Consider the following 22,104-nt stretch of genomic DNA (forward strand, 5'->3'; position numbering starts at 1 on the left):
CCGGTGAAGGTGACGGGATACGCCTACCCCTGGGACGTCCTGACGGACGGGTTCGCCTCGCGAGTCCAGGCTCTCGGCGTCGACGAGGTGGCCGTGGCGCTATCGTACCACAGTGCCCGTGCGGCGACCCCGTGGTCGGCCTCGACCACGGCCGTGGTCGCGCGGCACGCGGCCTTCTACCGGCCGGTGCGGCCGGACGCGTGGGGCACGCTGCGTCCGTCCACTCCGGACTGGGTCGCTTCGGAGGACTCCGGCGGTGACGCCGTCCGGCTGCTCAACGAGGCCGGGATCCCGGCCGCCGCCTGGATCGTCCTGACCCACAACTCCCAGCTCGGCTACGAGCACCCGGACGTCGTCGTCCGCAACTGCTTCGGCGAGGCCTACCCGTGGGCGTTGTGCCCTTCGCAGCCCGCCGTGCGCGAGTATGCGGCGAAGGTGACCGCGGAGGCCGTCGCCGGGCTGGAGCTGTCTTCGGTGATCCTCGAGGCCTGCGGGCCCCTCGGCGCGGTGCACCAGCACCAGCACGAGAAGACCGACGGCGTGTGGGCGCCCGCGGTGGCCCGGCTGCTGTCGATCTGCTGCTGCGACGCCTGCGCTTCTTCGTGGGACGTCGAGGCGGACACCGTCCGGGCCCAGCTCGTCGAAGAGGTCCGGCGGCTGATCGCGACCGGCGACCTCGGGGTGACGGCCGATGGCTTGCCGCCCTCGTCGACCTCGATGCTGTTGCGGGTCCGGCAGGAAGCCACCGATGCCTTGCGGGCCGCGGTTTTGGCGACGTTGCCTGCGGGAATGCGTGTCGTGCTGCACGGTGCGCTCGACCCGTGGGTCACCGGCGCGCTGCCCGGGCTGACGCCGTCGGCGCCCGAAGACGTCGACGCCGTCGTATTGTTCGGGTGGGCTCCCGCCACGGGTGCCGAGGCCGTCGCGGCGGCCCGGGAAGCTCTGCCCGAACGGGTCGCGATCGCCAGCTACATCACGGCGGTCGCCGCCGCGCCGGTACCGGACATCGCCGCCTACGTCGGCGAGCTGGCCAAGGCGGGCGCCGCCGAGCTGCACCTGTACCACCTCGGCCTGGCCGGTCCGGGTCGCTGGCCCGACCTGGAAACGGCCACCGCCGCCGCCCACGAGAACTGAGACATCCGGGGTCGAACCCCGGACCCCGCCGGGGGCCCGCCCCCGGACCCCGGAAATGTGTGATGAGGAGCTGTTCCACCCATGAGCCAGGCCACTGACGCCGCCACGCTCGAGAAGATCCTGGCGGGAGCCGCCGAAGCCGCCCGTCCCGCCGCCGAAGCGACCCCGGCCGAACGCGCCGGCTGGCTGACCGCCGTCGCCGACGCCCTCGACGCCGCCGCGGGCGAACTGGTCCCGCTGGCGCACGCCGAAACGCACCTGCCCGAGGCACCGCGGCTGGCCGGCGAGCTGAAGCGCACGACGTTCCAGCTGCGCCTGTTCGCCGAGGTGCTCACCGACGGCGAGTACCTCGGCGCCACCGTCGACCACGCCGATCCGGACTGGCCGATGGGCCCGCGCCCGGACATCCGCCGCGTCAAGACCGCGATCGGCCCGGTGCTGGTGTTCGCGGCCAGCAACTTCCCGTTCGCGTTCAGCGTGGCCGGCGGCGACACCGCGTCCGCGCTCGCCGCCGGCTGCCCGGTGATCCTCAAGGCGCACCCCGGGCACCCGGAGCTGTCCGCGCGGACCGGCCTGGTCGTGCGGGAGGCGCTGATCAAGGCGGGCGCGCCCGCCGCCCTGTTCAACGTGATCTTCGGCCAGGAGGAAGGCGTCACGGCGCTGAAGGACCCGCGCATCGCCGCGGCGTCGTTCACGGGCTCGATCCCGGGTGGGCGCGCCCTGTTCGACATCGCGAACGCGCGCCCGCGGCCGATCCCGTTCTACGGCGAGCTCGGCAGCGTCAACCCGGTCGTCGTCACCGAGGCCGCGATCGCCGCGCGCGGGGAAGCCGTCGCCAAGGGCTACGCCGGGTCGTTCACCCTCGGCGCCGGCCAGTTCTGCACCAAACCGGGCCTGCTGTTCCTGCCGGAGGACCACGGGCTGACCGACACGCTGCGCGCGGCCCTGGACGGCGCCGCGGCCCAGCCGATGCTCAACGACCGGATCGCTTCCGGGTACGCTTCCCAGCTCTCCTCGCTCATGGAGGTCTCCGGCGTCGAGGTCGTGTCTTCGTCGGCTTCTTCCGCGCCCGCGTTCACGCCGACGCTGCTGGCGACGACCGGCAAGCAGTTTCTCGAGGGCGGTGACACCGTGCACGAGGAGTGCTTCGGCCCGGCGTCGCTGATCGTCACCTACGCCGACCAGGCGGAGCTGCTGCGCCTGCTCGACGTCATCGAACCGGGGCTCACCGCCACGATCCACGGCGAGGAGTCCGACGCGGACTGGATCCGGCCGGTGCTGCCGGCGCTGGCCCGCATCGCCGGCCGGCTGCTGTGGAACGACTGGCCCACCGGAGTGACGGTGAGCTGGGCCCAGCAACACGGCGGCCCGTACCCGGCGACGACCGCCCCGACGACGACATCCGTCGGCACCGCGGCGATCGAGCGCTTCCTGCGCCCGATCGCCTGGCAGGGCTTCCCCGACGCCCTGCTGCCCGAACCCCTGCAGGAGGCCAACCCCTGGCAGCTGCCCCGCCGCACCGACGGCTCTCGCTGACCCGAAGGCCCGGCGAGAGCCGGGGCTTCGACTGACCCGGAGCCTCGGCCCTCGCCGGGGCTTCGACTGACCAGGAGGCCCGGCACTCGCCGCGGCTTCGACTGACCCGGAGCCTCGGCCCTCGCCGCGGCTTCGACTGACCCGGAGCCCCGGCCCTCGCCGCGACTCTCACTGCCCTCCGCGGGGGCGCCCCCGTTTCCAGCCTATCGCTCGGCACCGACAGTTTCCGGCGCCGAGAGCCGTGAAAAGGCCACCTTCAGGAGTGCCAGTTGCCCTGAAGGTGGCCGTCAGAGAACGAAATCCGCCGCCGCACAACTGGATCCCTTTCCCGCAAGCCAAGGATGTCTTGATCCTGGGAGGCATTGTCGTGCCCGTGAACCGGAGAAACGCTCTGCGCGGCGGCGCCCTGGCGGCCGCTTCCACCGTGCTCCTGACCCGTCCCGCCTTCGCCGCGAACGCCGCACCGGCCGCACCGCTCGCCGCGAGTCCGGTGCCCGCCGCGACCGCGCCGATCGTCGCCGCCTACCGGCAGCTGCAGACCGGCATCACCCGGCCGTCGCCGGAACGTACCGAAGCGCTGGCCAACCTGGGCCGCGTCGCCAAGGCCTACAACGCGAGCATGTCCGTCGCCGGCGGGGGTGCTCCGCTGTGGACGGACCTGCCGCTCGGGCCGGGCAGCGACTACACGACGTCGATGTACGCGCGCCTGCGCGCGATCGCCGTCGACTGGGGCACGCCCGGCGGGGCGCTGTCCGGTGACCCGGTGGTGCTCGACCGGATCAAGGCGGCTCTGGAGCTCATCTACACCAGCCAGTACAACGAAAACGTCGGCGAGATCGGCAACTGGTACACCTACGAGATCGGCATCCCGTACTACCTGCTGCACACGCTCTCGGTGGTCGCCGAGCAGCTGACCGCGGCCGAGCTGGCCCGCTACCTGGCGCCGGTCAAGCGGTTCGTCGGCAACCCGAACCTGCGCGCGAACAACGCGTCGGTGGTCGAAACCGGCGCCAACCGCGCGGACAAGGCGCTCATCTCCATCGTCTCCGGCGCGATGCTCGGCGACACAGCGTGGATCAAGACGGGCATCGACGCGCTCACCGACGTCGCGGGCGGAGGCGCGGCGAGCGTCGTCGCGAAGCTGGACCGGGCGGCGGGGGACGGGTTCCACGTCGACGGCTCGTTCATCCAGCACGACACCATCCCGTACCCCGGCCACTACGGCATCGTCCTGCTCACCGCGCTCGCCGGCGCCATCCACGTCACGCAGGGCACCGAATACGCGCTCCCGCAACCGTTGAAGGACAAGATCTACGCGCTGGTCGCCGACAGCTTCGCGCCGTTCGTCTACGCGGGCGCGCTGATGGAGCCGGTACGCGGCCGGATGCTGTCGCGCCAGGGCGAGACCGGGCACGACATCGGCCACCAGCTGACGGTCGCGACGCTGGTCCTGGCCCGGACGGCGGCCGGCAAGACGAAGTCGGACCTGAACGCGCTGGCGGCGAAGTGGATCAAGGAAGGCACGTTCGCGCCGTTCCTGAAGATCCCGGACCCGGAACGCTTCGCGCCCGGCCCGGACCTGGTGGCGACGCCGGGCATCGAGTTCGCGCAGGACATGCTGGCGTCGGGGGCGCGCCCGGCGCGGGTCGTGGCGACGCACCGGATCTTCGGCCAGCAGGACCGGATGGTGCACGTCACCGGCGACTGGTCGGCGTCCTTGGGCGTCAGCTCGACGCGGATCTCGCGCTACGAAGCCATCAACGGCCAGAACCTGAAGGGCTACTACGTCGGCGACGGCGTGCTCTACACGTTCCTGCCGAACGCCAAGGGCCACTACACCGACGCCTACTGGCCGACGGTCGACCCGCTGCTGCTGCCGGGCACGACCGAGAACGACGGCCCGGTCGATCCCAAGTTCGGCGGCGTGCCGGTGGGCCCGAACCCGCACACGGGCGGGGTCCGCTGGGACGCGCGCACCGGCGCGTACGCGTTCGACTTCAAGTCCTGGGACGGGTCGCTGGTCGCCAAGAAGTCGTGGTTCTTCACGCCGTCCGGGATCGTCTGCCTCGGCGCCGGCATCACCGACGCCTCCGGGCACGCGGTGCGCACGACGATCGAGAACCGCAACCTCGGCGAAGGCGGCCGCGGGGCGCTGCTCGCGGACGGCCGCCGCGTCGCGACCGGCCTCGGCCAGGTCTCCGCGCTGCGCAAGCCGCGCTGGGCGCACCTGGAGAACGTCGGCGGGTACGTGCTGCTCGACGACGCTTCGGTGACGGCGTTGCGCGAAGACCGGACCGGTGCGTGGCGCGACATCGACACCGGCGCCAACACCAAGGGCACGACGACGCCGAACACCCGCCGGTACCAGAAGCTGGTGCTCGAACACGGCATGAAGCCAACGAACGCGACGTACGCGTACGCGGTGCTGCCGGGCGCTTCGGTGATCGAGACGCTCACGGCGTCCTGGGCGTGGCGCGTGCGGGCGAACACGCCGGTGGTGCAGGCGGTCCGCCTGGCCGACGGGACCCTGCTGGCGAACTTCTTCGCGGCGGGCTCGGTCGACGACGTGAGCGTGTCGGGACCGGCGGCGGTGGCGATCGGGCGGACCGGGACGCGGCGCCTGCTCGCCGTGTCGGACCCGACGCAGACGCAGGACAGCGTCACGGTGACCGTGCGGGGCAAGGCCGTGGTGGTGCCGCTGAAGGGCACGTTCGGTGCCACCCGGGTGGTGCCGCTGTGACATGCGGGGCTTCGCCCCGGCCGGGGGCTTCGCCACCCGGACCCCCGGAAGCTTAGGCAGGCCTCCCCGCCGGGCCGGTGCCCCGACCCGGCCCGGCGGGGTCCCCACCTCGGGTTAGGCTGGAATTCATGACCACCGCCGAGCACGTGGACGTCCTCATCGTGGGCGCCGGCCTGTCCGGGATCGGCGCGGCCTGCCGGCTGCGGGAGCGGCTGCCGGGCAAGACGTACGCCGTGCTGGAGGCGCGCGAGACCATCGGCGGCACCTGGGACCTGTTCCGCTATCCGGGCATCCGGTCCGATTCGGACATGTTCACCCTCGGCTACCCGTTCCGGCCGTGGAAGGACGCGAAAGCGATCGCCGACGGCCCGTCGATCCTCACCTACATCCGGGAGACGGCCGCCGCGTTCGGCGTGACTTCGCGCATCCGCTTCGGGCACCGGGTGGTGCGTGCCGCGTGGTCGTCTTCGTCGGCCCTGTGGACGGTCTCGACGGAGCACGGCGCGACGTTCACCTGCCGGTTCCTGTACCTGTGCAGTGGTTACTACTCGTACGAGTCGGGGCACGTGGTCGACTTCCCGGGCCGCGCGGAGTTCGCCGGCGAGATCGTGCACCCGCAGCACTGGCCCTCGTCGCTGGACTGCACGGGCAAGCGGGTCGTGGTGATCGGCAGCGGCGCGACCGCGGTGACGCTGGTCCCGGTTCTGGCTTCAAGCGCTTCGCAGGTGACGATGCTCCAGCGCTCGCCGTCGTACATCGTGGCGCGCCCGGGCCGGGACGCACTGGCCGACTGGATCCGCGCGCTGCTGCCGGAGAAGCTCGCGCACCGGGTGGTGCGTGGCAAGAACGTGGTGATGGGAACGCTGTTCTTCCAGCTGATGCGGCGGCTGCCCCGCCGGGCGTCGCTGGCGCTGCGCAAGCGCGTCGCGGCGCAGCTGCCCGCGTCGATCCCGGTCGACCCGCACTTCGTGCCGGACTACGACCCGTGGGACCAGCGGCTGTGCCTGGTGCCGGACGCGGACCTGTTCCGGGCACTGCGGTCGGGCAAGGCCGACGTCGTGACCGACCGGATCGCGCGGTTCACCCCGGCCGGGATCCGGCTTTCGTCGGGCCGGGAGCTGCCCGCGGACGTCATCGTGACGGCGACCGGGCTGAAGCTGGTGGCGTTCGGCGGGATCGCGCTGAGCGTGGACGGCCGGGCGATCGAGCCGGGGGAGCAGCGGGCCTACAAGGGCATGATGTTCGGCGGCGTTCCGAACCTCGCGTGGTGCGTGGGGTACACGAACAACTCGTGGACGCTGCGGGCGGATCTGACGTCGCAGTACGTGTGCCGCCTGGTGGAGTACCTGGACCGGCGCGGGTTCTCCTTCTGCGCCCCGGACCCGGCCTCGGCCTCGGCGGCGGGCGCGCCGCGCCCGATCGTGGACCTGGCGTCCGGGTACATCAAACGGGCCGCCCCCGGCCTGCCGAAGCAGGGCGGGAAGCGGCCCTGGATGATGCGTCAGAACTACCTGCTGGACTTCGCGGACATGCGCTTCAACCGCCTCGAAGACGGCGTGCTGCGCTTCGGCCGCGCCGGTGAGCGGGCGGCCGCGCCGAGTCAGCCCTGACGAGCCTTCGAGCGCGGGTTGTCCTTGTTGATCACGAACACGCGGTTGCCGCGCCGGATCACCTGGGCGCCCGGCTGGCGGGCGAGCGAACGGACCGAGCTGCGAACCTTCATGGCGAGCCGTCCCTTCCTGGTCGGTGGTGCGGGCCCCGAGTGCGTCCCGCTCTCCTCTCAACCGCCGGGCAGTCGGTTTCATTCCGCAACTCAGCTGCTCTCGCGGGCCGCCCAGCTCTGCAGGTTGTCGCCGCGGATGGCGGCCGCCATCAGGTCCGGGAACTGGTCCGGGGTGCACGCGAACGCCGGGACGCCCAGCTCGGCCAGTGCCGCCGCGTTCTCGTGGTCGTACGACGGCGCACCCGAGTCGGACAGCGCCAGCAGCGAGACCACCTGGACGCCCGCGCCGGTCAGCTCGCCGATCCGGCGCAGCAGCTCGTCCTCGTCGCCACCCTCGTACAGGTCGCTGATCAGCACCAGGAGGGTCTGCTCGGGCCGGCCGACCAGCCCCTGGCAGTAGGCGATCGCCCGGTTGATGTCGGTACCGCCGCCCAGCTGGGTGCCGAACAGGACGTCGACCGGGTCGGCGAGGTGCTCGGTGAGGTCCGCGACCTCGGTGTCGAACGCGACGAAGCTGGTCTGCAACGCCCGCATCGACGCCAGGACCGCGCCGAACAACCCGGAGTACACCACCGACTCCGCCATCGAGCCCGACTGGTCGACGGCCAGGATCACCTCCCGCTGCACCGCCCGCTGGCGCCGCCCGAACCCGATCAGCCTCTCCGGCACGATCGTGCGCAGTTCGGGGGAGTAGTGCTTGAGGTTCGCGTGGATCGTGCGCGCCCAGTCGACGTCACCGGGCCGGGGCCGGTGCGTGCGCGACGCCTTGTCCAGCGCGCCCCTGATCGCCGCGCGGGTGCGTTCGGCGAGCCGTTCCTCCAGCTCCTCGACCACCTTGCGGACGACCTCGCGCGCGGTCTCCTTGGTCTCCTCGGGCAGCACGCCGTTCAGCGAGAGCAGCGTCCCGACCAGGTGGACGTCCGGCTCGACCGCCGAGAGCAGCTCCTTCTCCAGCAGCATCCGGGTCAGCCCCAGCCGGTCGACCGCGTCGCGCTGCATCACCTGCACGACGGTGCTCGGGAAGTAGCGCCGGATGTCACCCAGCCAGCGCGCGACCCGCGGCGCCGACGCGCCCAGGTTCGCACTCCGCGGCCCGCCGGCGGTCTCTTCGTCCGGCTTGTCGTAGAGGGCGGCCAGCACCGAGTCCACCCCGCTGTCCTCTTCGGACAACTGGGCCTCGGCCAGCCCGGACCCCGGGCCCGCGCCGTCGCCGCCCAGCACCAGCCGCCAGCGCCGCACCCGGTTGTCGGCCACGCTCACGCCCCCACCCCCAGCAGTGTCGCCAGGACGGGCAGCACGCGCTCCGCCCGGTCCTCGTCCAGTTCTTCGGCCACCGCCACGACGGCCGCCTGGCCGGTGAGCCCGGCCGCGCGCTGGCCGATCGCGCGCTTCTCGGGACCGCTGAAGGCGCCGAACGTGCGGCGCAGCAACGGAAGCACCTCCGTGAAGACGTCGCCGGGGATCGCCGCGAGCCAGGCGTCGATCACCCGCAGCAGGCCTTCGTCGTGCACCAGCAGCAGCGCGCCGCCGTCGAAGAAGCCTTCGACGTACGCCGCGCCCGCCGACGGCGCGATGCCCGGGGTGAGCGCCCGGCCCAGCAGCAGTTCGATGTCGAGCGCGTCGAGCAGCCCGGCGTCGTGCAGGATCCGGGTGAGCCGCCCGGCCAGCAGCGGGGGGAGCGACGGCCGTTCGGCCAGCCGCGCCAGCGCCGCCAGCCAGCGCTCCTTCGCGTCGTCGCCCAGCAGGGACGTCGCGTCGTGCACCCCGTCGACCAGCTTGGCCATCCGGGCCGCGGCGTCGTCGTCGATCCCGTGGGTCGCCGGGGGCAGGCCGGCGCAGATCCGGTCGAGCATGCGGTCGGCGACCGCCCGCAACGCGCCGGTGTCCGTGCCGCGCACGTTCCCGTAGCGGGTCGCCCTCGCGAGCGCGGGCAGCGCGGACATCAGGCGCGCGACGTCCGCGTCCGCCGCCGCCCGCGCGTCCAGCGCCGCGAGTGCCTCGGGCAACGCCTCCGGCAGGTCGGCGAGCAGGCAGTTTTCGACGGCCGTGGTCACCTCGTCCAGCGGCGGGGTGCCTTCGACGGTGCCGCGGACCGCGGCGGTGGCCGCCGACGGCACGGTGGTGCCGTGCACCGCCGCCGCGACGAGGTCGACCTCGAACGACGGCTCCCAGCACAGCGCCCAGGTCTCCCGGAACGTGCCCCGGTTCCGCCGCGCCGACGCCTCCCGGCTGCCCCACTCGATGCCGAGGATCCGCAGCCGGTGCAGCAGCTTCGAGCGGTCGAGCCCGCCGGGCGTCCGCAGGTCGAGGTCGAGTTCCTTGACGACCGCGTCCTTCTTGAGCCGCAGGCGTCTCGCCGTCGCCGTGAGGTCGGCGGCCAGCGGTGGCTGCGGCACGCGGTCGGGGACCTCGCCGAGCCGTTCGCCGACCACCAGCCGCCGCGTGACGAGCTCGACCTGCACCTCGTCCCCGCCGCACAGCACGGACCGGGTGGCTTCGGTGACCTCGGCGAGCCCGGCCGACGACCGCCCGCGCAGCGTGGCGAGGGTCTCGGCGAGCCGGACCGCCTCGATCACGTGCGCGGTCGAGACGGGCAGGTCCTCTTCGCGCAGCACGGCGGCGACGCCGGCCAGCCAGCGCGTGGTGACGTCCCCGGCCGTGGTGAACAGGTGGTGGTACCAGCCCGGCGACCGCACGCCCGCGCCGTAGCCGCTGGCCGTGGCCAGGCGCCCGTGGGTCCACGGCACCCAGGTGCACGCGACCTTCCGCTTCGGGAGTCCTTTGAGGACGGCCTGGTCGTGCGACGCCGGCGGCAACGGGTCGGCCAGCGCGGGCACGTGCCAGGCCCCGCAGACGACGGCGATGTTCTCGAAGCCGTCCTTGCGGGTGCGGCGCAGCACCGAGCGCATGTAGGCCTCGCGCCGCGCTTCGCTGCCGCGGGGCGGTTCCTCGTCCTCCCGCAACGCGGTCATCGCGTCCGCGATCACCTCGAACGGGCTTTCGCTGTCCCGCCGGGACTCGACGACGTCGTCCCACCAGCGTTCCGGGTTGTCGTAGCCCCCGGCCGAGGCCAGCAGCGCCAGCGGGTCGACCGGCGGGCCCGCGTGCTCGTCCGGGCCCGCGGCGAAGGTGTTCGCGGCCGGGAGGTCGCAGAACCGCACCGGGATCCCGGCCTCGCGGGCGTAGGTGAGCGCCTGCCACTCCGGGCTGAAGACGGCGAACGGCCAGAACGCGGCACGCGAGACGTCGTCGGTCGCGTAGGCCAGCAGGGCGACCGGCGGGGCCATGGCCGGGTCTTCGGTGAGCTCGACCAGCGCGTCGGCCTCGGGCGGACCCTCGATCAGCACGACGTCGGGCTCGAGTTCGGCGAGCCGCGTCGCCACGGCCCGGGCCGAACCCGGGCCGTGGTGGCGGATGCCGAGCAGGTGGGTGGTCACGGACGCCTCGCCTCGCCCGCGGGTCGCCCGCCGTGCGCGTCTCCGGTGGTGGTCACGAGATCTCCTGGCCCGCCCGGTAGAAGTCGGCCCAGCCGTCGCGTTCGCGGACGACCGTCTCGAGGTACTCGATCCAGATCGCGCGGTCGGCCACCGGGTCCTTGACCACCGCGCCGTGGATGCCGGCCGCGACGTCGTGCGGGCGCAGCACGCCGTCGCCGAAGTGCGCCGCCAGGGCGAGGCCGCCGGTGAGCACGCTGATCGCCTCCGCGGTCGATAGCGTGCCGGACGGCGACTTCACCGCCGTGCGGCCGTCTTCGGTGCGGCCCGAGCGCAGCTCGCGGAACACCGTGACCACCCGGCGGATCTCCGCCAGCTCGGCGGCCTCCGCGGGCAGCTGCAGCGCCGTGCCCAGCTCGGCGACCCGCCTGCTGACGATCTCGACCTCCGCCTCGGCGCTGTCCGGCAGCGGCAGCACCACCGTGTTGAACCGCCGCCGCAGCGCGCTGGACAGCTCGTTGACGCCCTTGTCGCGGTTGTTCGCCGTCGCGATCAGGTTGAACCCCGGCCGGGCCTGGATCTCGGTGCCCAGCTCCGGGACCGGCAGCGTCTTCTCGGACAGGATCGTGATCAGCGAGTCCTGGACGTCGGCCGGGATGCGCGTGAGCTCCTCGAGCCGGGCGAGCTTGCCGTCCCGCATCGCGCGCAGCACCGGGCTTTCCACCAGCGCGGCGGCACTCGGGCCCTCGGCGATCAGCCGGGCGTAGTTCCAGCCGTAGCGGATCGACTCCTCCGACGTGCCCGCGGTGCCCTGGACCAGCAGCGTCGAGTCCCCGCTGATCGCGGCGGACAGGTGCTCGGACACCCACGTCTTCGCCGTGCCGGGCACGCCGAGCAGCAGCAGCGCGCGGTCGGTGGCCAGCGTTGCGACGGCGACCTCGATCAGCCGCCGCGGGCCGACGTACTTCGGCGTGATCACGGTGCCGTCCGGCAGGGTGCCGCCGAGCAGGTACTCGACGACGGCCCACGGCGAGAGGTTCCAGTTCGGCGGCTTGGCCCGCTCGTCGGCGGCGGCCAGCGCGGCCAGCTCGGCGGCGTGGTCCTGCTCGGCGTGCGGCCGGAGGACGGTGGCGGGGGTGGTCATGCGAGCTCCTCGTACATTTCGCGGCGGAAGTTCAACGTCTCGGTGAGCGCCCGGCGCCACGGCCCGGCGTCCATGGTCAGGCGGGTGGTGGCCAGCGGGTGGCGCAGGCAGCCGGGCGGGACCGCGCGGGCGATCACGACGGCCGCGTGGGAAACCAGGCGGTGGTCGTCCTGGCGGGCGATCCAGTCGAGCAGGGCGGTGCCGAGTTCCTTCGTCCACGGCCGGGGCAGTTCGTGCACCAGCCGCGCGAACGACTCGACGGGCAGCCGGCCCACCAGGTGCCCGACCGTGGCGGCCTGGTTCGCCGGGCTCAGCACGCCGAGCAGCGGCGGGGTGGTGCGCCCGCCCGGGTCGGCGCCGATCAGCGCGTGCGCCCAGGTTTCGTCGCGCTGGCGCAGGGCCGCGGTGGCCCAGGAGTCGCGCAGCACGCCGGCCGGGCAGCCCTCGACGGTCATCCGCACCACCTCGGCGGGCGGGCCGAACTCGGACCAGAACGACAGGGGAGTGGCCGCGACGAGCGTCCGCAGCCGGACGGTGCCCTCGTCACGGCCGCCCTGCGGCAGCGAGACCTCGAGCACGCGCCCCCGGCGGCGGACCAGGGGACGCAGCCGTTCGGCCATGCCCTGCCCGTAGCGCGTGCCCGGCAGCCGGCCGAGCAGGTCCGCGGCCCGTTCCCGGACGGCGGCCGCGCGGTCGGTCAGCGCGGCTTCGAGGAAGGCTTCGTCCTCCGCCCGGACGTGCCCGGCGAGCACGCCGAGGAAGTCCGAGCGGACGTCGGCGGGTTCGCTCTTCCACGACGTCGTGAGGGCTTCCCTGGCGGCACCCGGGTCTTCGGCCAGCTTCGCCGCGAGCCAGCGGCGGCGCTGGGCCAGGCTGCCGTACTGCCAGACGTCCCCGGACTCTTCGGGAGGTCCGGCGAGGAAGGCCCAGTCCGGGTTCCGCTGCCCGAGCCACGCCCCGACCGGACCGGCGACCGTGACGAGCGGCCCGCGCAGGGCCGCCTTGGTGCGGGCGGCTTCGGCCAGCAGGGGCAGGGTTTCGGGCGGGACCCGGTAGCCGGTGGTGGCGACGATGCCGAGCCACTCCAGCAACAGGTCGGGGTGACTGGCGGCCAGCAGCCGCGCCAGCCGTTCCCGGGCGAGCGGCGGCACGAAGGGGCGTTCGTCGGGGGCGGCGACCGGCAGCGGCTTGACGTCGGCGAGCGGCCGTCGCCCGGCCCGCCGGTAGGTGGTCAGCACGGCCGCGGCCCCGAGGAGCCGATCCGCCGGGTCGGCGCGGTTCGCGATGAGTTCCTGGACCGCCGGCGGCTGGGCCGAGGCGTCGAGGGTGCGCCGGCGCGTGCCGAGCAGGGCGGTGCCGACGAGGTCTTCCCAGGCTTTCACAGCCGCACCGCCCGGTCTTCGTGCCAGCAGGTCAGCGGCCGCAGCCCCGCCGGGCTCCACTCGCCCGCCACCGTCAGCGGGCGGCCGCCGGACATCGCCAGCAACGACCACGGGAACGCGTACGGCACCAGCGGCAGCGCCGTTCCGTCCTTTTCGGACAGACACCAGCCGTCGGCGTGCTCGGCCGGGGTGACGCCGGACAGCAGGACCGGCCAGCGTTCCAGCCACGGGTCCGCGGCCATCGCCCGCGCGTACGCCGCCAGCGCGTCTTCGATCGAACCGCCGTCGGCCGCCGGCGCCGGGGCCGGGATGCCGCGCTCGGCCACCAGGGCGCGCAGCGGGGCCGCGCCGGGGTAGAACGCCAGTTCCGCCGTCAGCAGGTGGCCGGGCGGCAGCGACGAGTCCAGCGGACGGCCCGGTGGCGCGAACGACAGCACCAGCGCGTCCCGCCCGGTGCGGCGGCCGCGCAGCCACGTGCGCCGGGTGAGCAGGCGATCGTTCTCCTCGTCGGCCGCGCCGGTGACCAGCCATTCGTCCGCGACCCGCTCGCCGCTCTCCAGCACCCGCGCGGTCTCCACCGAAAACCCGAGCCGGGTCCGGACCGTGTCGGCCAACGCGGGCGGCAGCGCATCCAGCCGGCTCGCCGCGTCCGCGAGCAGGTACAGCAACGACAGCTCGCCGAGCAACGCCTCGGGCCAGTCGCGACGGCCGACGATCCCGGCCGCCCGGCGCAGCCCGCCCGCGAGGCCGGACGCCTGCGCGTCGACCATCCGCGCCGCGACCGTGCGCAGCTCTTCGCCGCCGCTGCGTTCGAAGCCCGCGAACCCGGCGCCGATCCGGTCGGTGAGCCAGACCTTCAGCTCGGCCACGCCGCCTTCGACGCGCGCCGCGCGTTCGCCGGCCCGCTTGGCCGCGGCCTCCTCGTCCTTCGGCCCGGCCGCCTCCGCGCGTTTCTCCGCCCGCCGGGCGCGATCGGCGCGCTCGGCCAGCCAGGCGTGCACCCACTCCGGCGGCTCCGCCGCGTCGAGCTGCCCGGCCGACCAGAGCAGCAGCAGCCCGAGGGCGTGCTTGCACGGGAACTTCCGGCTGGGACAGGAACACCGGAACGCGGGCTCGGCGAGCTCGACGCACGTCTGGTACGGCTTCTTGCCGCTGCCCTGGCAGAAGCCCCACACGGCGTCTTCGGACGCACCCGCGCCCGACCACCTCGCCGGCCCGGCGAGCGCCCGGCCCGCCTTCTCCGACGCGGGATCCGGCGCGAGCCCGGCCACGCGTTCCGCGGTCCACGGCACCGCCGCCACCACCTGTCCCCCCACTGTGCTCCCTCGGTTTTCGGGTACTGCTGAAGCATGCCAGCACCCACCGACAATTTCCGGTGGCCGACTATTCTAGTGCTAGAATATGGCCGTGCTGACCGACGCGGAACTGACGGTGCTGGGCCTGGTGGCCGAGCGGCCGAGGCACGGCTACGAGCTGGACGAAGTCGTCTCCGAACGCGGCATGCGCGACTGGACCGCCCTCGGCTTCAGCTCGATCTACTACGTGCTGGGCAAACTCCGCGACCGCGGCCTGGTCGCCGAGGTCGAGGGGGAACGCGCGCACCCGAAGGCCAAGAAGACGTTCACGGCCACCGAGGCGGGCCGGAAGGCGTGCGCGGCCGCCGCGGAGGCGGCGATCGCGGAGCTGCGCCCGGTGCACCCGCCCGTGCTGGTGGGGCTGGCCGGCAGCCCGCTCGTCCCGCCGGAGCGGCTGGCCGCTGCACTGGCGCGGCGGGCCGAAGCGGTCGCGGAACGGCTGGCCGAGGTCCGGCGCGCCGCGGCGGCCCAGCCCGGCGCGCCGCCGTTCGTCCGGGCGATCTTCGACTACTCCATCGCGCAGCTCGAGGCGGAAGCCGGGTGGCTGGAAGGAATGACCTGATGCCGTACGACACCAAGAAGGAGCTGAAGCAGCTCTACGCCCCGAAGAACCGGGACTGGGCGCTGGTCGAGGTGCCGGAGCAGCGGTTCCTCGCGATCGACGGCCGCGGCAACCCCAACACGGCGGAGAGCTATCGACGGGCCGTCGAAGCGCTCTACGCCTTCGCGTACACGATCAAGATGGCCGCGAAGCAACGCGGTGAGGACTTCGTCGTCGGACCGCTCGAAGGCTTGTGGTGGGCGGAGGACTACGCCGCGTTCACCGTGCGGGCCAAGGATTCCTGGCAGTGGACGATGCTCATCGCGCAGCCGCCGTGGATCGGCGCGGACGCCGTCGAGGAAGCCCGGGAAGTGGTGCGGCAGAAGAAGATCGACGCCCCCGTCCGGCTCGAGACGTTGCGCGAAGGCCGGTGCGCGCAGGCGCTCCACGTCGGCCCGTACGACGACGAAGGGCCGCTGCTGGCCCGCCTGCACGACGAATTCCTGGCCGCGCAAGGACTGAAGCCGGCCGGGCTGCACCACGAGGTGTACCTCGGTGACCCCCGGCGGGTGGAGCCCGCGAAGCTGAGGACCGTGCTGCGTCAGCCGGTCGGCTGATCCAGCTCGGCGAGGCCGCTTTCCCAGCGCTCACGCCGTTGCGCGGACGTCTGTTCCCACCAGGGTTCGCCGCGTTCCCCGAGCGCCACCTTCGCCGCCTGCACCCGCGCGCGGGCCGGCGCGCGGGCGGAGTCGTCGCGAGCCGCGCCGACCGCGCGGCGGGCCGCCATGAGGTGCTTCTGCAGGCGGTCGCGGGCCTCGGCCGGGATCTCGGGGTCCGTCGCGCGCCAGCGGCGGCCGTCGATCACCACGTACCGGCCGTCCGGTGTGTGCTCCGGCATCAGTACTCGCTGGTCGCCGGCCAGGTGTCGTCGTGCAGGAGGCGCTTGAGGATCTTGCCCGTCGCGTTGCGGGGGAGGTCCGGCACGAAGTAGACGTCCCGCGGCACGGCGAACCGGGCCAGCCGCTGGTGGATGTACTGCCGGATGTCCTCCGCGTGCAGCGAAGCGCCGCGCCGCGGGACGACGTACGCCGCCAGGCGCTGGCCCCACTCCGCGTCCGCCACCCCGACCACCGCCGCGTCGTGGACGCCGGGCAGCGCCACCAGGGCTTCCTCGACCGGGCGGGGGAACACGTTCTCGCCGCCGGAGACGATCATCTCGTCGGCCCGGCCGGTGACGAACAGCCGGCCCGCCGCGTCGAGGTAGCCGACGTCGCCGGTGGCCATCAGGTCCGCCGCGCGCGCCGGGTCGGTGCCGTTCGTGTAGCCGTCGAAGAGCATGTCGTTGCCGACGAAGATCTGGCCCTCACCGCCCGGCGGCACCGGCTTGCGCTCCTCGTCGAGGATCGCGACCCGCGTGCCGAGCGGGCAGCGGCCGGCGGTGGTCGGCGCGGCGCGCAGGTCGGCCGGGTCGGCGATGCTCGCCCAGGACACCTCGGTCGAGCCGTAGAAGTTGTAGAGGACGTCGCCGAAGGAGTCCATGAACGACGTCACGAACGCCCCGGACATCGCCGAGCCGCTGCTCGCCACGATCCGCAGCGACGAGAGGTCGTAGCGCGCGCGGACCCGTTCGGGGAGGTCCATGATCCGCTGCAGCATGATCGGGACGGCGAACAGCGCGTCGCATTTCTGCTCGGCGATCGTCCGCAGGGTCTCCTCGGCGTCGAACTTGCGGATCAGCGCGAGCGACGCCCGCAGCGCCATGCCGATCTGCATGGCGGCGAGGCCCCAGCTGTGGAACAGCGGTGCCGCGACGAGGATCCGGTCGCCGGCGCGCAGCGGGATGCGGTCGAGGATCGCCGCGGCGGACCCCAGGCCCTTCGGCGTGGGGCGGCGCGCGCCCTTCGGCGTCCCGGTGGTGCCGGAGGTCAGCACGACGAGGCGGCCGGGCCGGTCGACCGGCTTCGGCGGGTCGGCGGGCGCGGCGTGGATCAGCTCGTCGACGGTCGGGTAGCCGGCGTCGGCGTCCGGCCACGTGCTGATCCGGGCGAACTCGCCGGGGACGTTCGCGATGGTCCGCGCGAACTCGTCGTCGGCCAGCACGGCGGCCGGCTTGTGCTCGGCGAGGACGTCCTTGACCGACGCCGCGGACAGCCCGGTGTTCAGCAGGACGACGTCGGCGCCGAGCTTGCTGGCGGCGACGAACGACTCGACCATCGCGGAGTGGTTGCGGCACATCAGCGCGATCCGGTCGCGTTCGGAGACGCCGAGTTCGCTCAGCGCGTTGGCGAGCCGGTCGCTGCGCTCCTGGACCTGGCGGAAGGTGCGCAGGTTGCGCTCGTCGTGCAGGGCGGGCTCGTCGGGGACGCGGCCGGCGGCGGCCTGGTAGCCGCCCGCGACGGTGGCGCCCCACTGCGCGAGGGAGTTCAGCTGGCGGGCCAGCTTGTCCGGCCGCGCCGGGGCGAGCACCCCGGCGCGCAGCAGGACGCTCGTGGTGCGCAGCTTGGTGGCCTTGGTGCCGTCGAGGTCGGCGTCGGGGTCGTGCTCGCCGGCCAGGTGCAGGTCGAGGCGCCGGGCGAGGGCGCGGAGGTCCTTCTTCACCGAGGACACCAGATCGAGGTGCGACGGCGGCAGCATCATCCGGACGAACAGCTCGGTCCGGCCGCCGGCCAGGGGTCTCAGCTCCAGCGAGACCCACGTGCCCTCGTCGGGGACGCCGCACCACACGACGTGCTCGCCCGGCCGGTACACGACGGCCTGGACCTGCGCCTCCAGCATCGGCCCGCGCTCGGGCGCGATCCGGATCATGCCCTTCGGCCCCCGGCCGCGCGAGGCCGGCTCCTGGACCTCGCACCAGCTGATCTCCGGCACGAAGCGCGAGTACCACTCCGGCGATCCGACGATCTGCCACACCACGTCAGGCGTGTGTCCGACCACGGCACTCGCCTCGACCACATCGTCACGCATCGTCTGCCCTCACCGGAGTGTCACCGAACACACGTTCAGGTCACGGAGGCGTCACATTAGCAGCAAATGGGTGATCAGGGATACTCCGAACGGCCAGATACCGGCGGGTAACGGACACTCGTAGTGGGTCCCTGGAGTGTCTACTGTGGAGTGATTAACGGTGTTCACCGAGCATAAGGGCCACGATGGCGGACTCGTTCGTGTCGGTTGAAGCCGTTATGACGTCCCCGGCTCAGGCGGTCGCGTAGCGGGCGACGAGTTCGGCGCCGAGGCGTGCGAGCTCGGCTTTCACGGACTCCGGTCCTTCGACCTCGACGAGGGCGCCCCATCCGGCCAGTTCCTGCGCGATCATCACCGGCGCGGCGGCCGCGACCCGGGCGCGGACCCGGTCGCCGGGTAGTTCGGCGGCCAGTTCGCAGTGGCGGCCGAACCGGTCGCGCAGCACCCTGTCGGCGGGGCTCATGCGGTTGTGCGGCCCCCCGCGGGGCGACTCATCTGGTCGCGCAGCACCTCGTCGGCGCGGCTTACCCGGTGGTGTAGCGGGCGACGAGTTCGGCGCCGAGGCGTGCGAGCTCGGCTTTCACGGACTCCGGTCCTTCGACCTCGACGAGCGCGCCCCACCCGGCCAGTTCCTGCGCGATCATGACCGGCGCGGCGGCCGCGACCCGGGCGCGTACTCGGTCGCCGGGTAGTTCGGCGGCCAGTTCGCAGTGGCGGCCGAACCGGTCGCGCAGTACCCCGTAGTGCCGGCGGGACAGCACGACGTCCGCGGTGAGCAACGACCGGCGCTTCTCCATTTCCTCGACCACCTCGTCCCACACCTTCGCCAGCTCCAGGTCGGACGGCCGGTCGGCGGCCTCGTCGGTGGTGACCGCCTCGGCGATCCGGTCCACCCGGAACGTGCGGCGGCCCTTCGGCGTCCCCGCGATCAGGTACCAGACGTCGTCCTTGTCGGCCAGGCCCCACGGGTCCACCAGGCGCTCGCGGCCGGTGTAGGTCAGACGGACCTTCTTCCGGGCGATGACGGCGTCCCGCAGCAGTTCCACCACCGGTGGCCGCTCTTTCGGGCGCTCGCCCCAACCGGCCTGGTCGACGACGACCGCCTCCGCGGCGGCCTCGGCGTCCGCCCGGAACGTGCCGGGCAGCGCCCCCATCAGCTTCCGCAGCGCCGACTTGACCTCCGGTGCGGCGGCCGCGGCGGGACCCGCGAGGAGGAACAGAGCCTGCGCCTCACGGGCGCTCAGCCCGGACAGGTCCGTGCGCGCGCCGCCGACGAGCTGCCAGCCGCCGCCGCGGCCCGGCTGCGGGTAGACGGGCACCCCGGCGGCCGACAGCGCTTCGAGGTCACGGCGGGCCGTCGCGACGGAGATCTCCAGCTCCGCAGCCAGTTCGGCGGCCGTGACGCGGCTGCGGGTCTGCATCAGCAGGAGCGTGGCCACGAGGCGGTCGGCGCGCATGGGGGAAGTCTCGCAAACAAAGTGCTCAGTCGGTGCGCACTTTCACTCCGCATGCTGGCTTCACCACCGCGTGAGAGGAGCAGACATGCTGCGAGGAATGGCCACCGTCACCTACTACGCCGAGGACCACGAAGCCGCGAAGGCCTGGTACACGGAGTTCCTGGGGATCGAGCCGTACTTCAACGTCCCCGGGTACTCGGAGTTCCGGATCGGCGACTACCAGCACGAACTCGGCATCATCGACCGGAAGTACGCGCCCGGTCCGCAGACCGGGCCGGGCGGGGAGATCGTCCGCTGGCACGTCGACAACCTCGAAGCGACGCTCGCGCGGCTGCTCGAACTGGGCGCGAAGGAGTTCGAGCCGATCACCGAACGCGGGCCGGGGTTCGTGACGGCGACCGTCGTCGACCCGTTCGGCAACCTCCTCGGGATCATGACGAACGTGCACTACCTCGCGGTGCTGGCGGAACGCCCCTGATCACCTTGTGTGGGCGGAAACCATCGGATCTTCCCCAGGTGTGGCTGCCGCGCACATAGCCCGCGACCGGCGTCACGCTTACCGTTCCCGTCCATGACCAGCGATCTGGACGGGCGCACCGCCCTCGTCACCGGCGGGGCCGGCGGTATCGGCCTGGCCTGCGTCCGAGCCCTCGCGGCGGCCGGGGCCAAGGTGCACGTCGTCGACGTCGACGCCGCCAAAGCCGAAGCCGCCGCCACCGAGGCCGGGGGCTGGGCGCACACCGCCGACCTCACCGACCCCACGACGATCGACGCCCTCCCCGCCGAGGTCGACATCCTGGTCAACAACGCCGGGATCCAGCACGTCGCGCCCCTCGAAGACTTCCCGCCGGACGTCTTCACGCGCATCCAGGCCCTGATGGTCACGGCTCCCTTCCTGCTCGTCCGGCACACCCTCCCGTCGATGTACGCCCGGGGGTGGGGCCGGATCGTCAACATGTCGAGCGTCCACGGGCTGCGCGCCTCGCCCTACAAAGCCGCGTACGTCGCCGCCAAGCACGGCCTCGAAGGCCTCTCGAAGGTCGCCGCGCTGGAAGGGGCCGGACACGGCGTCACCAGCAACTGCGTGAACCCCGGGTACGTCCGCACCCCGCTGGTCGACAACCAGATCGACGCGCAGGCCGCCGAGCACGGCATCCCGCGCGAGGACGTCGTCTCCGAGGTCCTCCTGAGGCGCGCCGCCATCAAGAAGCTCATCGAAGCCGACGACGTCGCTTCCCTGGTGACGTGGCTGTGCTCGCCGCACGCCGGCCACGTCACCGGGGCGTCCATCCCGCTCGACGGCGGCTGGACCGCTGCCTGAAAACCCAGCCCGGAAACCGACCCCACAAGGAAGTGGAGCCCGCAGTGAGCCAACCCCACCGGTCGGCGATCGCCAAGATCGTCGGCGCGAGCCTGATCGGCACCACCATCGAGTGGTACGACTTCTTCCTCTACACCTCGGCCGCCGCGCTGGTGTTCAACAAACTGTTCTTCCCGACGGCGAACCCGCTCACCGGCACGCTGCTGGCGTTCCTGACCTACGCCGTCGGGTTCCTGGCCCGGCCGGTCGGCGGGCTCGTGTTCGGCCACTTCGGCGACCGGCTCGGCCGCAAGAAACTCCTGGTCGTCAGCCTGGTGCTGATGGGCGGCTCGACGTGCCTGATGGGCGTCCTGCCGACCTACGCGAGCGCGGGTGTCGCGGCGCCGATCCTGCTCACGCTGCTTCGCCTCGTCCAGGGCTTCGCGCTCGGTGGCGAGTGGGGTGGCGCCGTCCTGATCGTCTCGGAGCACGGTGACGACCGCCGCCGTGGCTTCTGGGCGAGCTGGCCCCAGTGCGGCGCGCCCGGCGGCAACCTCCTGGCCACCGCGGTGCTGGCGATCCTCTCGGCCACCCAGTCCGACGCGACGTTCATGTCGTGGGGCTGGCGGGTCCCGTTCCTGCTCTCGGGCGTGCTGCTGCTGATCGGGCTGTGGATCCGGCTGGCCGTCGCGGAATCGCCGGTGTTCCTGGCCGCCCAGCGCCAGGCCGAGGCGCGCGCCGAGAAGCACGTCCCGGTCGTCGACGTCTTCCGCAACAGCTGGCGCCAGGTGCTGATCACGATCGGCGCCCGGATGGCCGAGAACGTGTCGTACTACGTGATCACCGCGTTCATCCTGGTGTACGTCACGACCGGGCTGCACCTGCCGAAGGGCATGGGCCTGACCGCGGTGCTCATCGGCTCGGCCGTGCACTTCGTGACGATCCCGGTCTGGGGCGCGCTGTCCGACCGCGTCGGGCGCCGCCCGGTGTACCTGTTCGGCGCGATCGGGATGGGCGTGTGGGCCTTCGCGTTCTTCGCGCTGCTGGACACGAAGTCGTCGGCGGTGATCGTGCTGGCCACGACCGTCGGGCTGGTGCTGCACGGCGCGATGTACGGCCCGCAGGCCGCGTTCTTCGCCGAGCAGTTCCCGACCCGGGTGCGCTACACCGGCCTCTCGGTCGGCGGCCAGCTGTCGTCGATCGCCGCCGGGGCCGTCGCGCCGCTGATCGCCGTGGCGCTGTTCTCGGCGTGGGGCAGCACCCTGCCGGTTTCGCTGTACGTCGCGGCGATGTGCCTGATCACGGTGATCGCGCTGCTCGCCGCCCGCGAGACGCGCGGCGAGTCGCTGCACGACGACAGCGTCGAGGCGGAGACGGCGACCGTTTCGCCCTAG

At 73.0% G+C, this 22,104-nt stretch carries 19 protein-coding genes; 9 read left to right on the forward strand and 10 right to left on the reverse strand.

Translation table 11 applies throughout. The features are described from left to right. Nucleotides 1-3 precede the first annotated feature (3 nt). The 4 genes from ACH54P_RS46245 (at nt 4) to ACH54P_RS46260 (ending at nt 7,020) form a co-directional block, all read left to right on the forward strand. Nucleotides 4-1,134, forward strand: coding sequence for a hypothetical protein (locus ACH54P_RS46245; RefSeq protein ID WP_489909640.1), 1,131 nt, complete (start codon nt 4-6; stop codon nt 1,132-1,134). 81 nt (nt 1,135-1,215) lie between these two features. Next, entirely contained in the window at nt 1,216-2,670 is a 1,455-nt protein-coding gene (locus ACH54P_RS46250; RefSeq protein WP_489909641.1) for an aldehyde dehydrogenase (NADP(+)), read from the forward strand. 367 nt (nt 2,671-3,037) lie between these two features. Then, the gene (locus ACH54P_RS46255; protein ID WP_489909642.1) at nt 3,038-5,410 is read left to right on the forward strand and encodes a polysaccharide lyase 8 family protein; all 2,373 of its coding nucleotides are present in this window, start codon (nt 3,038-3,040) and stop codon (nt 5,408-5,410) included. Between the two features lie 128 nt (nt 5,411-5,538). After that, nucleotides 5,539-7,020, forward strand: coding sequence for a flavin-containing monooxygenase (locus ACH54P_RS46260; RefSeq protein WP_489909643.1), 1,482 nt, complete (start codon nt 5,539-5,541; stop codon nt 7,018-7,020). Here the strand turns inward: ACH54P_RS46260 and rpmJ are convergent. From rpmJ to ACH54P_RS46290, 6 genes are all read right to left on the reverse strand, one after another. After that, on the reverse strand, nt 7,011-7,133 hold the full coding sequence (gene rpmJ, locus ACH54P_RS46265; RefSeq protein ID WP_284742536.1) for a 50S ribosomal protein L36: 123 nt from the start codon (nt 7,131-7,133) through the stop codon (nt 7,011-7,013). The genes ACH54P_RS46260 and rpmJ overlap by 10 nt on opposite strands. Before the next feature lie 90 nt (nt 7,134-7,223). Continuing rightward, nucleotides 7,224-8,393, reverse strand: coding sequence for a VWA domain-containing protein (locus tag ACH54P_RS46270; protein ID WP_489909644.1), 1,170 nt, complete (start codon nt 8,391-8,393; stop codon nt 7,224-7,226). Continuing rightward, a complete protein-coding gene (locus ACH54P_RS46275; RefSeq protein WP_489909645.1) occupies nt 8,390-10,570 on the reverse strand; it encodes a DUF5682 family protein in 2,181 nt (726 codons plus the stop codon). Before ACH54P_RS46275 ends, ACH54P_RS46270 begins: the two co-directional genes overlap by 4 nt. A 52-nt stretch (nt 10,571-10,622) precedes the next feature. Continuing rightward, nucleotides 10,623-11,711, reverse strand: coding sequence for an ATP-binding protein (locus ACH54P_RS46280; RefSeq protein ID WP_489909646.1), 1,089 nt, complete (start codon nt 11,709-11,711; stop codon nt 10,623-10,625). Further along, the gene (locus ACH54P_RS46285) at nt 11,708-13,093 is read right to left on the reverse strand and encodes a DUF5691 domain-containing protein (RefSeq protein WP_489909647.1); all 1,386 of its coding nucleotides are present in this window, start codon (nt 13,091-13,093) and stop codon (nt 11,708-11,710) included. Before ACH54P_RS46285 ends, ACH54P_RS46280 begins: the two co-directional genes overlap by 4 nt. Further along, on the reverse strand, nt 13,090-14,409 hold the full coding sequence (locus tag ACH54P_RS46290) for an SWIM zinc finger family protein (RefSeq protein ID WP_489909648.1): 1,320 nt from the start codon (nt 14,407-14,409) through the stop codon (nt 13,090-13,092). The genes ACH54P_RS46285 and ACH54P_RS46290 overlap by 4 nt, the downstream gene beginning before the upstream one ends. Nucleotides 14,410-14,500: 91 nt before the next feature. On the opposite strand from ACH54P_RS46290, the gene ACH54P_RS46295 reads away from it, so the two are divergent. Both ACH54P_RS46295 and ACH54P_RS46300 read left to right on the forward strand, forming a co-directional pair. Continuing rightward, on the forward strand, nt 14,501-15,010 hold the full coding sequence (locus ACH54P_RS46295) for a PadR family transcriptional regulator (protein ID WP_489909650.1): 510 nt from the start codon (nt 14,501-14,503) through the stop codon (nt 15,008-15,010). Next, nucleotides 15,010-15,606: a GyrI-like domain-containing protein gene (locus ACH54P_RS46300; RefSeq protein WP_489909651.1), complete on the forward strand. Its 597-nt coding sequence runs from the start codon at nt 15,010-15,012 to the stop codon at nt 15,604-15,606. The genes ACH54P_RS46295 and ACH54P_RS46300 overlap by 1 nt, the downstream gene beginning before the upstream one ends. On the opposite strand, the gene ACH54P_RS46305 is transcribed toward ACH54P_RS46300, so the two are convergent. The 4 genes from ACH54P_RS46305 to ACH54P_RS46320 all read right to left on the reverse strand — a co-directional run bounded on the left by ACH54P_RS46305 (nt 15,591) and on the right by ACH54P_RS46320 (nt 19,410). After that, the gene (locus ACH54P_RS46305; RefSeq protein ID WP_489909652.1) at nt 15,591-15,887 is read right to left on the reverse strand and encodes a hypothetical protein; all 297 of its coding nucleotides are present in this window, start codon (nt 15,885-15,887) and stop codon (nt 15,591-15,593) included. The genes ACH54P_RS46300 and ACH54P_RS46305 overlap by 16 nt on opposite strands. After that, the gene (locus tag ACH54P_RS46310; protein ID WP_489909653.1) at nt 15,887-17,953 is read right to left on the reverse strand and encodes an AMP-binding protein; all 2,067 of its coding nucleotides are present in this window, start codon (nt 17,951-17,953) and stop codon (nt 15,887-15,889) included. Before ACH54P_RS46310 ends, ACH54P_RS46305 begins: the two co-directional genes overlap by 1 nt. A 232-nt stretch (nt 17,954-18,185) precedes the next feature. Beyond that, nucleotides 18,186-18,416: a WCX domain-containing protein gene (locus tag ACH54P_RS46315; protein WP_489909654.1), complete on the reverse strand. Its 231-nt coding sequence runs from the start codon at nt 18,414-18,416 to the stop codon at nt 18,186-18,188. 61 nt (nt 18,417-18,477) lie between these two features. Continuing rightward, the gene (locus tag ACH54P_RS46320; protein ID WP_489909655.1) at nt 18,478-19,410 is read right to left on the reverse strand and encodes a helix-turn-helix transcriptional regulator; all 933 of its coding nucleotides are present in this window, start codon (nt 19,408-19,410) and stop codon (nt 18,478-18,480) included. An 85-nt stretch (nt 19,411-19,495) separates the two neighbouring features. On the opposite strand from ACH54P_RS46320, the gene ACH54P_RS46325 reads away from it, so the two are divergent. The 3 genes from ACH54P_RS46325 (at nt 19,496) to ACH54P_RS46335 (ending at nt 22,104) form a co-directional block, all read left to right on the forward strand. Further along, on the forward strand, nt 19,496-19,888 hold the full coding sequence (locus ACH54P_RS46325; protein WP_489909656.1) for a VOC family protein: 393 nt from the start codon (nt 19,496-19,498) through the stop codon (nt 19,886-19,888). A 93-nt stretch (nt 19,889-19,981) separates the two neighbouring features. Next, nucleotides 19,982-20,731 carry a 3-hydroxybutyrate dehydrogenase gene (locus ACH54P_RS46330; protein WP_489909657.1) on the forward strand — a complete coding sequence of 250 codons (750 nt, stop codon included), beginning with the start codon at nt 19,982-19,984 and terminating at the stop codon, nt 20,729-20,731. A gap of 44 nt (nt 20,732-20,775) precedes the next feature. After that, nucleotides 20,776-22,104 carry an MFS transporter gene (locus ACH54P_RS46335; RefSeq protein ID WP_489909658.1) on the forward strand — a complete coding sequence of 443 codons (1,329 nt, stop codon included), beginning with the start codon at nt 20,776-20,778 and terminating at the stop codon, nt 22,102-22,104.

Source organism: Amycolatopsis sp. N2S4-7 (assembly GCF_058119595.1).